Genomic DNA, 15,504 nt, shown 5'->3' with positions numbered 1-15,504 from the left:
GATGATTAATCGCGTTAAAAGTTGGTTGATGGCTGCAACGGTGCTGTTTTGTGCCCAGACCGGGGCAGCAACGTTGTCCGATATTCAGGTGTCCAACGGCGACAATCAGGCCCGGATCACCTTCAGCTTTATGGGCGATCCTGAGTATGCTTTTTCGCAGGACGATAAGCGCAGCGTCGCACTGGATATCAAACAGACCGGTGTTATCAAAGGGTTGCCGCTGCAGTTCAGCGGCAATAACCTGGTGCATAGCATTCGTTCCGGTACGCCGAAAGACAATCAGTCCTTGCGTCTGGTGGTCGATTTAACGCAAAACGGCAAGACCCGGGCGGTGAAGCAACAGAACGGCGCGAACTACATGGTGATTTTTACCATCAACGCCGATGCACCGCCGCCGCCTCCACCACCACCGGTAGTGGCAAAGCGGGTGGAAGCGCCTGTGGTTGCACCGCGTCCTTCAGAGCCAGCCCGCAATCCGTTTAAATCCGGCAGCGATCGTATTACCAGCGTCACCAGCAGCAATACCGTGACCCGTCCGGCCGTCCAGGCGCGCCAGACAAACGGCGATAAGGTTATCATTGCGATTGATGCAGGACACGGTGGCGATGATCCTGGCGCTATCGGACCGGGCGGCACGCGTGAGAAGAACGTGACTATCGCCATTGCCCGTAAGCTGCGAACCCTGCTGAACAACGACCCGATGTTTAAAGGTGTATTAACCCGTGACGGCGATTATTTTATCTCGGTCATGGGCCGTTCTGACGTGGCGCGTCAGCAGAACGCTAATTTCCTCGTTTCTGTGCATGCCGATGCGGCTCCCAACCGCAGCGCGACGGGGGCATCCGTATGGGTGCTTTCCAACCGTCGTGCTAACAGTGAAATGGCAAACTGGCTTGAGGAACATGAAAAGCAATCCGAGCTGTTGGGCGGGGCAGGTGACGTGCTGGCGAACAGCCAGTCGGATCCCTACCTGAGCCAGGCGGTACTGGATTTACAGTTCGGCCATTCCCAGCGTGTCGGGTATGATGTAGCGACTAACGTCCTGAATCAGCTGCAAAGTGTGGGTTCCCTGCATAAGCGCCGCCCGGAACATGCCAGCCTGGGCGTGCTGCGTTCGCCGGATATCCCGTCCATTCTGGTCGAAACTGGCTTTATCAGTAATAACGGTGAAGAGCGACTGCTGGGCAGCGATAACTACCAGCAGCAGATTGCCGAAGCGATTTATAAAGGCCTGCGTAACTATTTTGATACGCATCCGCTCCAGTCTGCACCGCAGGGTGGCGCGGCGCAGACAGCCAGCGCCGTATTACCGGGCGAGTCGACCTCGACCAACTAAGGAGATTTCATGCCGATTCAGGTTCTGCCGCCGCAGCTTGCGAACCAAATCGCCGCCGGTGAGGTGGTAGAACGCCCTGCGTCGGTCGTGAAAGAGCTGGTGGAAAACAGTCTCGATGCGGGTGCGACCCGCATCGATATTGATATTGAGCGCGGCGGCGCGAAACTCATCCGTATTCGTGATAACGGCTGCGGCATCAAAAAAGAGGAGCTGGCGTTAGCGCTGGCCCGTCATGCAACCAGCAAAATCGCCTCCCTTGACGATCTCGAAGCCATCATCAGCCTCGGTTTTCGCGGCGAAGCGTTGGCGAGTATCAGCTCTGTCTCCCGCTTAACGCTCACTTCCCGCACGGCAGAGCAGCCGGAAGCCTGGCAGGCTTACGCCGAAGGCCGGGATATGGACGTGACGGTTAAACCCGCCGCGCACCCGGTGGGCACCACGCTGGAAGTGCTGGATCTGTTCTACAACACCCCCGCGCGGCGCAAATTTATGCGCACCGAGAAAACCGAATTCGGCCATATCGACGAGATTATTCGCCGCATCGCGCTGGCGCGTTTCGATGTCACCATCAATTTGAGTCATAACGGCAAGATGATGCGCCAGTACCGCGCCGTGGCGCAGGGCGGGCAAAAAGAGCGCCGACTGGGTGCAATCTGCGGTACGCCCTTCCTTGAACAGGCGCTGGCGATTGAGTGGCAGCATGGCGATTTGACCCTGCGCGGCTGGGTGGCGGATCCGAAAGCGAGCAGCGCGGCATTTGCTGAGATCCAGTATTGCTACGTGAACGGGCGCATGATGCGTGACCGCCTGATCAATCATGCGATCCGCCAGGCGTGCGAGGATAAACTCGGTGCCGGAGAGCAGCCCGCTTTTGTGCTCTATCTGGAGATCGACCCGCATCAGGTGGACGTTAACGTTCATCCGGCCAAACATGAAGTGCGTTTTCATCAGTCACGGCTGGTGCATGACTTTATCTACCAGGGCGTGTTGAGCGTGTTACAGCAGCAGGCCGATCCGACCCTGCCGTTGACTGATGTGGCACCTGCGCCGCGTCCTATCCCGGAAAACCGCGTAGCGGCGGGTAAAAACCAGTTTGCAGAACCGGCTGTCGCACGTGAACCGGCCGCGCCGCGCTTTGCATCCAGCGGATCGGCCCCGCGAGCATCGGGTGCCAGCTACCCCCATGCCCAGCCGGGTTACCAAAAGCAGGCGGGCGCGGTCTATCGCACATTGCTTGATACCCCAGCTCCCGCACATAAAGCAGAAGATAGCGCGCCCGCGGCCCCTACGCTGGCGGGGCATAGCCAGAGTTTTGGTCGGGTGCTGACCATCGTAGCGCCGGATACTGCCCTGCTGGAGCGTGACGGCCAGCTGGCGCTGTTGTCCCTACCGGTCGCCGAACGCTGGTTAAAGCAGGCGCAGCTTGCCCCCGGGCCGCATCAGGCCTGCGCCCAGCCGCTGCTGATCCCGGTGCGGATAAAAATCTCGGCGCAAGAGACGCAGGTCATCCAGCGTTATCAAACGGCGCTGGCTGAAATGGGCATCCAGATGGTGACCGAAGCGCACCATGTCACGCTTCGGGCCGTGCCTTTACCCTTACGCCAACAAAATTTACAAAACTTGATTCCTGAACTGATAGGCTACCTGGCGCAACAAACGACGTTTGATGCCGCCAACACCGCGCAGTGGATCGCTCGCCAACTGGCCAGCGAACATTCGACGTGGAGTATGGCGCAGGCGATCACGGTGCTGGCTGAGGTCGAACGCCTCTGCCCGCAGCTGGTGAAAGCGCCGCCGGGTGGTTTATTACAACCTGTAGATCTACATTCGGCGATGAACGCCCTGAAAAATGAGTGACTTGAGTAATACCAGCCTGCCTAAGGCGATATTTTTGATGGGGCCAACGGCCTCCGGCAAAACAGCGTTAGCCATTGAGTTACGTAAAGTTTTGCCAGTAGAGTTGATTAGCGTTGATTCCGCCCTTATTTATCAGGGGATGGATATCGGTACAGCAAAGCCGAACGCAGACGAATTACGCGCCGCGCCGCACCGATTACTGGATATCCTTGACCCGGCGCAGGCGTATTCGGCGGCAGATTTTCGTCGCGATGCGCTGGCGCAGATGGCAGAGATCAGTGCGGCAGGTCGTATCCCCCTGTTAGTGGGTGGAACCATGCTCTATTTCAAAGCCTTACTGGAAGGGTTATCGCCATTGCCATCGGCAGATCCTGAAGTAAGAGCAAAAATTGAGCAACAGGCGGCAGAGCAGGGATGGGGTGCGTTGCATGAACAACTGGCTGAAATCGATCCGGTTGCCGCAGCACGTATTCATCCAAATGATCCGCAAAGGCTTTCCCGGGCACTGGAAGTTTTTTTCATTTCGGGTAAAACTTTAACGGAACTGACGCAAACGTCAGGAGAGGCTCTGCCGTATCAGGTGCATCAGTTCGCCATCGCCCCGGCGAGCCGTGAACTGCTCCATCAACGAATTGAGCAGCGTTTTCATCAGATGTTAGCTTCAGATTTTGAAGCAGAAGTGCGGGCGCTATTTGCCCGTGGAGATTTGCATACGGATATGCCTTCCATTCGTTGTGTGGGTTATCGCCAGATGTGGTCATACATTGAAGGTGAAATATCACATGATGAAATGGTTTATCGAGGTATTTGCGCCACGAGACAGTTAGCGAAACGCCAGATGACCTGGTTGCGCGGTTGGGACGGTATTCACTGGTTAGACAGTGAGAAACCGCAGCAGGCGCTACAAGATGTGTTACAGGTTGTTGGTGATATCGCAGACTGAATGTGTACAATTAAGCCGTATCGTGCGCAATTTTTCAGAATCGCAAGGTTCTAAGTACAAAACAAGCATATAAGGAAAAGATAGAATGGCTAAGGGGCAATCTTTACAAGATCCGTTCTTGAACGCACTGCGTCGTGAACGTGTTCCAGTTTCTATTTATTTGGTGAATGGTATTAAGCTGCAAGGTCAAATTGAGTCTTTCGATCAGTTCGTGATCCTGTTGAAAAACACGGTCAGCCAGATGGTCTACAAGCACGCGATTTCTACTGTTGTTCCGTCTCGCCCGGTATCTCATCACAGCAATAACGCTGGCGGCGGTTCCAGTAACTACCATCATGGCAGCAACGCACAGGGCTCTTCTGCGCCTGCGCAGGACAGCGAAGAAACCGAATAAGGTTACTGGCTGTTATTTCCATATCGGGGAGCCAGGTTTCTGCGTTCCCCGCTGATCTTTTTAGAGAGGTTTACGCTTGTTTGACCGTTATGATGCCGGTAAGCAGGCGGTGCTGGTACACATCTATTTTTCGCAAGACAAAGATATGGAAGATCTCCAGGAGTTTGAATCTCTGGTCTCTTCCGCCGGTGTCGAAGCAATGCAGGTGATTACCGGTAGCCGTAAAGCGCCGCACCCAAAGTATTTTGTTGGTGAAGGTAAAGCAGTAGAGATTGCGGATGCCGTTAAAGCGACTGGCGCATCAGTCGTGCTTTTTGATCACGCCCTGACACCGGCCCAGGAACGCAACCTGGAACGTCTGTGCGAATGTCGTGTTATCGATCGAACGGGTTTGATTTTAGACATTTTTGCTCAACGTGCGCGTACTCATGAAGGGAAGCTGCAGGTTGAGCTGGCGCAGTTGCGCCATCTGGCAACGCGCCTGGTGCGCGGCTGGACACACCTTGAAAGACAGAAAGGCGGGATTGGTTTGCGTGGCCCGGGTGAAACCCAGCTCGAAACCGACCGTCGCTTGCTGCGTGGCCGTATAATGCAAATCCTCTCACGGTTGGAAAAAGTTGAGAAACAACGTGAGCAAGGGCGCCGCTCCCGACAGAAAGCAGACATTCCGACGGTGTCGCTGGTCGGTTATACCAACGCCGGTAAATCCACCCTGTTTAACCAGATCACTGAGGCCCAGGTTTACGCCGCAGACCAGCTGTTTGCGACCCTGGATCCGACGCTGCGCCGCATTGATGTAACGGATGTCGGTGAAACCGTGCTGGCGGATACCGTTGGGTTTATCCGCCATTTGCCGCACGATCTGGTGGCTGCGTTTAAAGCCACCTTGCAGGAGACCCGTCAGGCGACGTTGCTGCTGCACGTGATTGACGCTGCGGATGTACGTCTGCAGGAAAACATTGACGCAGTGAATATCGTGCTGGAAGAGATTGATGCGCACGAGATCCCAACGCTGCTGGTGATGAACAAGATCGATATGCTGGACGGTTTCGAACCGCGTATCGACAGAAATGAAGAGAACATACCGATTCGGGTCTGGCTTTCTGCCCAGACCGGTGTCGGTGTACCACTGCTTTTCCAGGCCTTAACAGAACGTCTTTCCGGTGAAGTGGCCCAGCACACGCTGCGTCTACCGCCCGAGGAAGGCCGACTGCGCAGCCGTTTTTATCAGCTTCAGGCGATAGAAAAAGAGTGGATGGAGGATGACGGCAGCGTGGGGTTGCAAGTGCGTATGCCGATCGTTGACTGGCGTCGCCTCTGTAAACAAGAACCTGCGCTGGTCGACTACGTCGTCTGACCGGAAAGGAGATGCCTGAAGGTTTTTGCCCTTTGGGATACCCCAATCGCCATGGATGCTCCGGCATACCAGGCCTTTGAAGGTATATCACCGCATAACAAATATGGAGCACATACATGGCGTGGAATCAGCCCGGTAATAACGGACAAGACCGCGACCCGTGGGGGAGCAGCAATAATCAAGGCGGCAACTCCGGGGGAAATGGCAACAAAGGTGGTCGCGAGCAGGGGCCACCCGATCTGGATGATATCTTCCGCAAGCTGAGTAAAAAGCTGGGCGGTCTTGGCGGTGGTAAAGGCACTGGCGGCGGTACTGGCCAGGGGCCGCGTCCTCATATGGGCGGTCGCGTAGTGACTATTGTTGCGGCTGCAGCGGTAATTATCTGGGCTGCCAGCGGGTTCTACACCATCAAAGAAGCCGAGCGCGGTGTTGTCACTCGTTTCGGTAAGTTCAGCCATCTGGTTGAGCCAGGTCTGAACTGGAAGCCAACCTTTATCGATGACGTTAAGGCGGTAAACGTTGAATCGGTGCGTGAGCTGGCGGCATCCGGCGTGATGCTGACGTCTGACGAAAACGTGGTGCGCGTTGAGATGAACGTGCAGTACCGCGTGACCGATCCACAGCACTATCTGTTTAGCGTGACCAGTGCGGATGACAGCCTGCGTCAGGCTACCGACAGCGCCCTGCGCGGCGTGATCGGCAAATACACCATGGACCGTATTCTGACCGAAGGTCGTACCGTTATTCGTAGCGATACCCAGCGCGAGCTGGAAGAGACCATTCGTCCGTACAACATGGGTATCACCCTGCTGGACGTCAACTTCCAGGCTGCTCGTCCGCCGGAAGAAGTGAAAGCAGCGTTTGACGATGCGATTGCTGCCCGTGAAAACGAACAGCAGTATATCCGTGAAGCGGAAGCATACATCAACGAAGTCCAGCCACGTGCAAACGGTCAGGCACAGCGTATCCTCGAAGAAGCGCGCGCCTATAAGACTCAGACTATCCTCGAAGCTCAGGGTGAAGTGGCGCGTTTCGCGAAACTGCTGCCTGAATATAAAGCCGCACCGGAAATTACCCGCGAGCGTCTCTATATCGAGACCATGGAGAAAGTGCTGAGCCATACCCGTAAGGTACTGGTGAATGACAGCAAAAATGGCAACCTGATGGTTCTGCCACTGGACCAGATGCTGAAAGGCGCAAACGCCACTGGCGCGAAGAACGACACCAGCGGAGCGAATAACCTGCTGCGTCTGCCACCTGCGTCATCAGGCAACTCCAGCGCAAACACCACCTCTTCTTCAAACGATGGTGACATCATGGACCAACGCCGCGCCAACGCGCAGCGTAACGACTACCAGCGTCAGGGGGAATAACGATGCGTAAGTCAGTTATTGCGATCATCATCATCGTGCTGGTCGTGCTTTATACCTCTATTTTTGTCGTCAAAGAGGGCGAGCGCGGAATTACCCTGCGTTTTGGCAAAGTCCTGCGTGACAGCGAAAACAAACCACTGGTTTACGAGCCGGGTCTGCACTTTAAGATCCCGATGATCGAATCGGTTAAAACCCTGGATGCCCGTATCCAGACCATGGATAACCAGGCCGATCGCTTTGTGACCAAAGAGAAGAAAGACCTGATTGTCGACTCGTACATCAAGTGGCGTATCAGTGATTTCAGCCGTTACTACCTGGCAACCGGCGGCGGCGACGTCTCCCAGGCCGAAGTGCTGCTGAAACGTAAGTTCTCTGACCGTCTGCGTTCTGAAATTGGTCGTCTGGATGTAAAAGACATCGTGACCGACTCCCGTGGTCGTCTGACCCTGGAAGTGCGCGATGCCCTGAACTCCGGCTCTGCTGGCACCGAAGATGAAGTGACCACGCCAGCGGCTGACGATGCGATCGCCAAAGCGGCTGAACGTGTTCAGGCTGAGACCAACGGCAAAGTGCCGGTAATCAACCCGAACAGTATGGCTGCATTAGGTATCGAAGTGGTTGACGTGCGTATCAAGCAGATCAACCTGCCGACCGAAGTGTCCGAAGCGATTTACAACCGTATGCGCGCTGAGCGTGAAGCGGTAGCCCGTCGCCATCGTTCACAGGGTCAGGAAGAGGCTGAAAAGCTGCGCGCAACCGCAGACTATGAAGTGACCAAAACGCTGGCAGAAGCTGAGCGTCAGGGTCGTATCCAGCGTGGTGAAGGCGATGCCGAAGCCGCTAAGCTGTTCGCGGATGCGTTCAGTCAGGATCCAGACTTCTATGCCTTTATTCGTAGCCTGCGTGCATACGAAAGCAGCTTCCAGAGCAATCAGGATGTGATGGTACTCAGCCCGGACAGCGATTTCTTCCGCTACATGAAGTCTCCGACTGCTGGCCGCTGATTTTCACCGTCTGAATACGAAAATGGCGTCTCTTTGAGGCGCCATTTTTTTATTCGTACTCAACCAACAAGTGTTTTCCATCAGGCTACATTTTTGTCTATCCGGCTCTTCTTGTGATGAAAACAAGCGTGCCACACAAGATATTGAGGTAATCGTTTAACTGAACATGAACCCGGCAATTTCGGCGAAATTTGTATACAAAAAAAGCTGAACATCATCAAAACCGATGGTAGAATCCATTTTTAAGCAATCGGTGATTTTGAAAAATGGGTAACAACGTCGTCGTACTGGGCACCCAATGGGGTGACGAAGGTAAAGGGAAGATCGTCGATCTTCTGACTGAACGTGCTAAATTTGTTGTACGTTATCAGGGTGGTCACAACGCGGGCCATACTCTCGTAATCAACGGTGAAAAAACCGTCCTCCATCTTATTCCATCAGGCATTCTTCGTGACAATGTGACCAGCATCATCGGTAACGGTGTTGTGCTGTCTCCTGCTGCGCTGATGAAAGAGATGAAAGGCCTGGAAGACCGTGGCATCCCGGTTCGCGAACGTCTGCTGCTCTCTGAAGCCTGTCCGCTGATCCTCGACTACCACGTTGCGCTGGATCTGGCACGTGAAAAAGCGCGTGGCGCGAAAGCGATCGGTACTACCGGTCGTGGTATTGGCCCGGCTTACGAAGATAAAGTTGCACGTCGCGGTCTGCGCGTTGGCGACCTGTTCGACAAAGCTACCTTTGCTGAAAAACTGAAAGAAGTGATGGAATATCACAACTTCCAGCTGGTGAACTTCTACAAAGTTGACGCGGTTGACTACCAGAAAGTGCTGGACGATGTGATGGCCGTTGCCGACATCCTGACCGGCATGGTTGTTGATGTGTCCGATCTGCTGGACCAGGCGCGTCAGCGTGGCGATTTCGTCATGTTCGAAGGTGCGCAGGGTACGCTGCTGGATATCGACCACGGTACCTATCCGTACGTAACCTCCTCTAACACCACCGCGGGTGGCGTGGCGACCGGCTCTGGCCTGGGTCCACGTTATGTGGATTACGTTCTGGGTATCATCAAAGCTTACTCCACTCGCGTGGGTGCAGGTCCATTCCCGACCGAACTGTTTGATGACATCGGTGAGTTCCTCTGCAAGCAGGGTAACGAGTTTGGCGCGACCACTGGTCGTCGTCGTCGTACCGGCTGGCTGGATGCGGTTGCTGTGCGCCGTGCAGTGCAGATCAACTCCCTGTCTGGCTTCTGCCTGACCAAACTGGACGTCCTGGACGGCCTGAAAGAAGTGAAAATCTGTGTTGCCTACCGTATGCCGGATGGCCGCGAAGTGACCACCACTCCGCTGGCTGCTGACGACTGGCAGGGCATCGAGCCGATCTACGAAACCATGCCAGGCTGGTCTGAAACCACCTTCGGCGTGAAAGAGCGTAGCGGTCTGCCACAGGCGGCTCTGAATTACATTCAGCGTATCGAAGAGCTGACCGGTGTGCCGATTGACATTATCTCTACCGGCCCGGACCGTTCTGAAACCATGATCCTGCGCGACCCGTTCGACGCATAATCGTGGTTTTGCCCGGCGGCGCTGCGCTTGCCGGGCTGACAAAACGCAATGTAGGCCGGAAAGCCATGCGCATCCGGCTTTTTCTTTCTCCTTCCCTCCTTTCAGTCCAAATAAATTCGCCGTTAACTATCTGGCTGGTTTATCATCATTAATGAATATCTCTGCGGATATACCGCGATTTACCCTTTTCCTGAGGTTGATGTGCAGTTAACAAGTTTCACCGATTACGGATTACGTGCGCTGATCTACATGGCGTCGTTACCCGCTGGACAGATGACCAGTATCTCTGAGGTGACAGAGGTGTACGGCGTGTCCCGTAATCATATGGTCAAAATAATCAATCAACTTAGCCGTGCTGGATATGTTGCTGCCGTCCGCGGGAAAAATGGCGGCATCCGCCTCGGTAAACCGGCACAGAGTATTCGTGTTGGCGATGTGGTACGTGAACTGGAGCCATTGTCTCTGGTGAACTGCAGCAGCGCGTTCTGCCACATTACCCCTGCCTGTCGTCTGAAACAGGCGCTTTCAAAGGCCGTGCAAAGTTTTCTCATGGAGCTGGATAACTACACGCTGGCCGATTTGGTTGAAGAGAATCAACCGCTGTATAAATTATTGCTGGTGGAATGAAGAAAACTTCCACCGGAGATGACAACGGAGGAACCGCTATGTCACAAGATCCTTTCCAGGAACGCGAAGCTGAAAAATACGCTAATCCTATCCCAAGCCGCGAGTTCATCATTGAACACTTAACTAAACGCGAAAAACCCGCTAACCGTGAAGAACTTGCCGTTGAATTAAACATTGAAGGCGAAGAGCAGATTGAAGCCCTTCGCCGTCGTCTGCGTGCGATGGAGCGCGATGGACAACTGGTCTTTACCCGCCGTCAGTGCTATGCCCTGCCAGAACGTCTCGACTTGCTGAAAGGCATCGTGATTGGCCACCGAGATGGTTTTGGCTTCCTGCGCGTCGAAGGCCGCAAGGACGACCTATATCTCTCCTCTGAACAGATGAAGATGTGCATCCATGGCGACCAGATCCTGGCCCAGCCGCTGGGTGCCGATCGTAAAGGTCGTCGTGAGGCGCGCGTGGTGCGTGTCCTGGTGCCGAAAACCAGCCAGATCGTGGGTCGCTACTTCACCGACGCTGGCGTCGGTTTCGTGGTGCCGGACGACAGCCGCCTGAGCTTTGACATCCTTATTCCACCGGAAGAGGTGATGGGCGCGCGGATGGGCTTTGTGGTGGTCGTTGAACTGACCCAGCGCCCAACTCGTCGCACCAAAGCGATCGGTAAGATTGTTGAAGTGCTGGGCGATAACATGGGCACCGGCATGGCCGTGGATATGGCGCTGCGCACCCACGAAATCCCCTACGTCTGGCCAAAAGCGGTTGAAGAGCAGATTGAAGGCCTGAAAGAGCAGGTGCCGGAGTCGGCAAAAGAAGGCCGCGTGGATCTGCGCAACCTGCCGCTGGTCACCATCGATGGCGAAGATGCCCGTGACTTTGATGACGCCGTCTACTGCGAGAAAAAACGTGGCGGCGGCTGGAGGCTGTGGGTGGCGATTGCGGATGTAAGCTATTACGTTCGCACAGGTACGCCGCTGGATGGTGAAGCGCGCAACCGCGGCACCTCGGTATACTTCCCGTCCCAGGTCGTGCCGATGCTGCCAGAGGTGCTCTCCAACGGTTTGTGCTCGCTTAACCCGCAGGTTGATCGTCTGTGCATGGTGTGTGAAATGACCATCTCCACCAAAGGGCGTTTAACGGGCTACAAATTTTATGAAGCGGTGATGAGCTCACATGCTCGCCTGACCTACACCAAAGTGTGGCACATGCTGCAGGGTGACCAGGATCTGCGTGAGCAGTATGCGCCGCTGGTGAAGCACATCGAAGAGTTGCACAACCTCTATAAAGTGCTGGATCAGGCGCGTGAAGAGCGCGGCGGCATTTCATTTGAGAGTGAAGAAGCGAAGTTCATCTTCAACGCTGAACGTCGCATCGAGCGTATTGAACAGACTCAGCGTAACGATGCGCACAAGCTGATTGAAGAGTGCATGATCCTGGCGAACATCTCCGCGGCACGCTTCGTTGAGAAAGCCAAAGAGCCAGCGCTGTTCCGTATTCACGATAAACCGACCACGGAAGCCATTACCTCGTTCCGTACCGTACTGGCGGAACTGGGGCTTGAGCTGCCGGGTGGCAACAAGCCGGAGCCGCGCGATTACGCCGAATTGCTGGAATCCATTGGCGATCGCCCTGATGCAGAAATGCTGCAAACCATGCTGCTGCGTTCGATGAAGCAGGCGATTTACGATCCAGAAAACCGTGGTCACTTCGGCCTGGCATTGCAGTCTTATGCCCACTTTACCTCGCCGATCCGCCGTTACCCGGATCTCTCCCTGCACCGCGCCATTAAGTATCTGCTGGCGCAGGAGCAAGGTCATAAAGGCAACACGACGGAAACCGGTGGTTACCACTACTCCATGGAAGAGATGCTGCAACTGGGCCAGCACTGTTCCATGGCAGAACGCCGGGCAGATGAAGCAACCCGTGACGTGGCTGACTGGCTGAAGTGTGACTTCATGCTGGATCAAGTTGGTAATGTCTTTAAAGGCGTGATTGCCAGCGTCACCGGCTTTGGCTTCTTTGTGCGTCTGGATGAGCTGTTTATCGACGGTCTGGTGCACGTCTCCAGCCTGGACAATGACTACTACCGGTTTGACCAGGTTGGGCAGCGTCTGATTGGCGAATCTGGCGGGCAAACCTATCGTCTGGGCGATCGGGTGGAAGTGAAGGTTGAAGCCGTCAACATGGACGAGCGTAAGATCGACTTCAGTCTGATCTCCAGCGAACGAGCGCCGCGCAACGTGGGTAAAACCGAGCGCGAGAAAGCGAAGAGAGGGGCCGCCGGTAAAACCAGCGGCAAACGTCGTCAGGCCGGGAAGAAGGTGAACTTCGAGCCGGACAGCGCGTTCCGTGGCGAGAAAAAACAGAAGCCGAAGGCCGCAAAGAAAGAAGCCAGAGCAGCGAAAAAGCCGTCAGCGAAATCTCAGAAAATCGCCGCCGCGACCAAAGCAAAGCGCGCAGCGAAGAAAAATAGCGCTGAGTAATACCTCCCAGTCACCCCTTCCAGCCGGAAGGGGTGACGCTTTTTAGCCGTAAGGCATCCCGTAACAAAATAGATATTTCCTTGCGTCCTACCATGCCTCCACGCGCTTTTTGCTGAACGCCAGTTTGCCTGCGCACCCGGTCCCGACAGACGTTGCGTGAGCGGTGGTGAACGGCTAATGCCGACAGGAGTCGATTTGACCGGCGGGTCGGTTATAATAGGCGCAAGTGACGACATTCACGGCCCCATTTAACCCGGCGCACACCGCCTCACATGAGTACCTTTAATGAGTGAAATGATTTACGGCATCCACGCGGTGCAGGCCCTGCTGGAGCGCGCACCGGAGCGTTTTCAGGAAGTGTTTATTCTGAAAGGGCGTGAAGATAAACGCCTGATGCCGCTGATCCACGCCCTGGAAGCGCAGGGTGTGGTGATCCAGCTGGCGAACCGTCAGTATCTGGATGAAAAAAGCGAAGGCGCGGTGCACCAGGGAATCATCGCCCGCGTGAAGCCGGGTCGCCAGTATCAGGAAAACGATCTGCCGGATCTCATTGCTTCGCTGGAGAATCCGTTCTTCCTGATCCTCGACGGTGTGACCGATCCGCACAACCTCGGTGCCTGCCTGCGTAGCGCCGATGCGGCGGGTGTCCACGCGGTGATCGTGCCCCGGGACCGTTCCGCACAGCTGAACGCGACGGCCAAAAAAGTGGCCTGTGGCGCAGCGGAAAACGTGCCGTTGATCCGGGTAACCAACCTGGCGCGTACCATGCGTCAGCTGCAGGAAGAGAACATCTGGATCGTGGGTACGGCGGGTGAAGCTGACCATACTCTGTTCCAGAGCAAAATGACCGGCCGCATGGCGCTGGTAATGGGTGCAGAAGGCGAAGGTATGCGCCGCCTGACCCGTGAGCACTGCGACGAGCTGATCAGCATTCCGATGGCAGGCAGCGTCTCGTCCCTGAACGTCTCCGTGGCTACCGGCATCTGCCTGTTTGAAGCGGTGCGCCAGCGCGGGAAATAAACTAAAGGCCTTCAAAGAAGGCCTTTAGTGTTTTCTCCCTCTTACTATGGGAGAAGGTTGGGGTGAAGGCACCAGAGGGTGATCATCCGGGCCGGGTAAGCGTAATGCTACCCGGCACATACCTCACTCCTCCAGCGACCGCAAATGGTCATCCTTTCTCAGCGTCATCAGCGCCACAATACTCACCACTGCCGTCGCCATCACGTAATATGCCGGGATATCCAGATTCCCCGTCTCTTTTATCAGACCTGTAATGATTAAACCCGCACAGCCCGAGAAGATGGCATTCGACAGCGAATAGGCCAGCCCCAGCCCGGTATAACGTACTCGCGTCGGGAACATCTCCGACAGCATGGCCGGCCCTGGTCCTGCCAGCATTCCTACCAGGCCACCAGCAATCAGCACCACAATCGCTTTCACTGCCAGGGTACTGGATTCAGCCTGCAATATTTTCAGCAGCGGCAGGGCGAGGATCAGCAGCAGGACAGCGGCAATCACCATCACCGTGCGGCGTCCGATGCGGTCGCTGAGGATCCCCGACGGAATAATGGTCAGCGCAAAACCGATATTGGAGATCACTGCAATCAGCAGCGCCTGGTTAAAGCCGGTATGCAGGGCAGATTGCAGGTAGGCGGGCATGATCACCAGATAGGTATAGCCCGCAGCAGACCACACCATCACCCGGCCGATCCCCATCACAATGGCTTTCAGCGTGTCGCCGGTTTTGGCCTTCGCAACGACTGGCCTGGTTTGCTGTTTCACGAAGCTCGGCGTCTCTTCCATACTCACCCGCAGCCACAAGGCGACGGCCCCCAGCGGCAGAGCGATAAAGAACGGAATGCGCCAGCCCCAGTCATGCAGAGCTTCTGGTGTCAGCAGCGCCGACAGCAACGCCACAATGCCCGCACCGGCCAGCAGTCCCAGCGCAACGGTAAACGACTGCCATGCGCCGTACAGCCCCCGTTTGCCGCGCGGGGCGAACTCGGTCATCAGCGATACCGCGCCGCCATACTCGCCGCCCGCGAACAGCCCCTGCAGGATCCGCAGGACGGTGATAATCAGCGGGGCGGCAATGCCGATGCTGGCATACACCGGTACGAGACCGATGGCCGCGGTGGCCAGCGTCATCATCACCAGCACGATGATAAGCGTGGGCTTACGCCCGATACGATCGCCGATCCGCCCGAAGACGATGGCGCCCAACGGACGAAAGAAAAAGGCGATAGCAAAAGAGGCGTAGGTGAGGATCAGGCTGGTCAGCCCGGCCTCGCCGCTGAGCTGGAAAAAGTTTTTTGCAATCACAGTGGCCAGAAAACCGTACACCGCAAATTCGTACCATTCGATGAAATTACCAATTGAGCCAGCAATTAAAGCGCGCTTATGGGCATCCGGCGCTCGTTGAGGGGTTTGCATCGTTATTCTCTCCATGAGGGTAGGAATAAATTATTCACCATAAAAGCTATTTGGAAATTTATTATTCGCGCAATCTGTGACCAGATTCACGCTTACGGAGGGCGAAATTTTGTGCCCGCTCCCGTGCAGCGTCTG

At 55.5% G+C, this 15,504-nt stretch carries 12 protein-coding genes; 11 read left to right on the top strand and 1 reads right to left on the bottom strand.

Annotation, left to right across the window (positions count from 1 at the left end):
• Position 1 precedes the first annotated feature (1 nt).
• The 11 genes from amiB to rlmB all read left to right on the top strand — a co-directional run bounded on the left by amiB (position 2) and on the right by rlmB (position 13,956).
• Positions 2 to 1,336, top strand: coding sequence for an N-acetylmuramoyl-L-alanine amidase AmiB (gene amiB, locus C3F35_RS09755; RefSeq protein WP_032616176.1), 1,335 nt, complete (start codon positions 2 to 4; stop codon positions 1,334 to 1,336).
• A 9-nt stretch (positions 1,337 to 1,345) separates the two neighbouring features.
• Positions 1,346 to 3,193 (top strand): DNA mismatch repair endonuclease MutL, encoded by a 1,848-nt coding sequence (gene mutL, locus C3F35_RS09750; RefSeq protein WP_032616177.1) that lies wholly within the window; start codon positions 1,346 to 1,348, stop codon positions 3,191 to 3,193.
• On the top strand, positions 3,186 to 4,136 hold the full coding sequence (gene miaA / locus C3F35_RS09745) for a tRNA (adenosine(37)-N6)-dimethylallyltransferase MiaA (RefSeq protein ID WP_032616178.1): 951 nt from the start codon (positions 3,186 to 3,188) through the stop codon (positions 4,134 to 4,136). Before mutL ends, miaA begins: the two co-directional genes overlap by 8 nt.
• 85 nt (positions 4,137 to 4,221) lie before the next feature.
• Positions 4,222 to 4,530, top strand: a complete 309-nt coding sequence (gene hfq / locus C3F35_RS09740) for an RNA chaperone Hfq (protein WP_032616179.1) — start codon at positions 4,222 to 4,224, stop codon at positions 4,528 to 4,530.
• A 76-nt stretch (positions 4,531 to 4,606) separates the two neighbouring features.
• The gene (gene hflX, locus C3F35_RS09735) at positions 4,607 to 5,887 is read left to right on the top strand and encodes a ribosome rescue GTPase HflX (RefSeq protein ID WP_103793118.1); all 1,281 of its coding nucleotides are present in this window, start codon (positions 4,607 to 4,609) and stop codon (positions 5,885 to 5,887) included.
• A 116-nt stretch (positions 5,888 to 6,003) separates the two neighbouring features.
• Complete coding sequence (gene hflK, locus C3F35_RS09730) at positions 6,004 to 7,260, top strand: FtsH protease activity modulator HflK (RefSeq protein WP_077227713.1); 1,257 nt, start codon at positions 6,004 to 6,006, stop codon at positions 7,258 to 7,260.
• Positions 7,261 to 7,262: 2 nt separating this feature from the next.
• Entirely contained in the window at positions 7,263 to 8,264 is a 1,002-nt protein-coding gene (hflC, locus tag C3F35_RS09725; protein ID WP_032616182.1) for a protease modulator HflC, read from the top strand.
• Positions 8,265 to 8,530: 266 nt separating this feature from the next.
• A complete protein-coding gene (gene purA, locus C3F35_RS09720; RefSeq protein ID WP_032616183.1) occupies positions 8,531 to 9,829 on the top strand; it encodes an adenylosuccinate synthase in 1,299 nt (432 codons plus the stop codon).
• Between the two features lie 201 nt (positions 9,830 to 10,030).
• On the top strand, positions 10,031 to 10,456 hold the full coding sequence (gene nsrR / locus C3F35_RS09715) for a nitric oxide-sensing transcriptional repressor NsrR (protein WP_032616184.1): 426 nt from the start codon (positions 10,031 to 10,033) through the stop codon (positions 10,454 to 10,456).
• Positions 10,457 to 10,494: 38 nt separating this feature from the next.
• Positions 10,495 to 12,936, top strand: a complete 2,442-nt coding sequence (gene rnr / locus C3F35_RS09710; protein ID WP_032616185.1) for a ribonuclease R — start codon at positions 10,495 to 10,497, stop codon at positions 12,934 to 12,936.
• 285 nt (positions 12,937 to 13,221) lie between these two features.
• Entirely contained in the window at positions 13,222 to 13,956 is a 735-nt protein-coding gene (gene rlmB / locus C3F35_RS09705) for a 23S rRNA (guanosine(2251)-2'-O)-methyltransferase RlmB (protein WP_032616186.1), read from the top strand.
• A 123-nt stretch (positions 13,957 to 14,079) separates the two neighbouring features.
• Here the strand turns inward: rlmB and C3F35_RS09700 are convergent, their stop codons facing one another.
• A complete protein-coding gene (locus tag C3F35_RS09700; protein ID WP_077227715.1) occupies positions 14,080 to 15,369 on the bottom strand; it encodes an MFS transporter in 1,290 nt (429 codons plus the stop codon).
• Between the last annotated feature and the right edge of the window lie 135 nt (positions 15,370 to 15,504).

The sequence above is a fragment of the Leclercia sp. LSNIH3 genome (assembly GCF_002935105.1).
Taxonomy (GTDB): Bacteria; Pseudomonadota; Gammaproteobacteria; order Enterobacterales; family Enterobacteriaceae; genus Enterobacter; species Enterobacter adecarboxylatus.
Note: the sequence above shows the minus strand (reverse complement) of the source record. Positions and strands in the feature narration are given on the sequence as shown.

Coding starts and splice junctions, on each gene's coding strand:
- amiB (WP_032616176.1), top strand. CDS start 2: ATGATTAATCGCGTTAAAAGTTGGTTGATGGCTGCAACGGTGCTGTTT.
- mutL (WP_032616177.1), top strand. CDS start 1,346: ATGCCGATTCAGGTTCTGCCGCCGCAGCTTGCGAACCAAATCGCCGCC.
- miaA (WP_032616178.1), top strand. CDS start 3,186: ATGAGTGACTTGAGTAATACCAGCCTGCCTAAGGCGATATTTTTGATG.
- hfq (WP_032616179.1), top strand. CDS start 4,222: ATGGCTAAGGGGCAATCTTTACAAGATCCGTTCTTGAACGCACTGCGT.
- hflK (WP_077227713.1), top strand. CDS start 6,004: ATGGCGTGGAATCAGCCCGGTAATAACGGACAAGACCGCGACCCGTGG.
- hflC (WP_032616182.1), top strand. CDS start 7,263: ATGCGTAAGTCAGTTATTGCGATCATCATCATCGTGCTGGTCGTGCTT.
- purA (WP_032616183.1), top strand. CDS start 8,531: ATGGGTAACAACGTCGTCGTACTGGGCACCCAATGGGGTGACGAAGGT.
- rnr (WP_032616185.1), top strand. CDS start 10,495: ATGTCACAAGATCCTTTCCAGGAACGCGAAGCTGAAAAATACGCTAAT.
- rlmB (WP_032616186.1), top strand. CDS start 13,222: ATGAGTGAAATGATTTACGGCATCCACGCGGTGCAGGCCCTGCTGGAG.
- C3F35_RS09700 (WP_077227715.1), bottom strand. CDS start 15,369: ATGCAAACCCCTCAACGAGCGCCGGATGCCCATAAGCGCGCTTTAATT.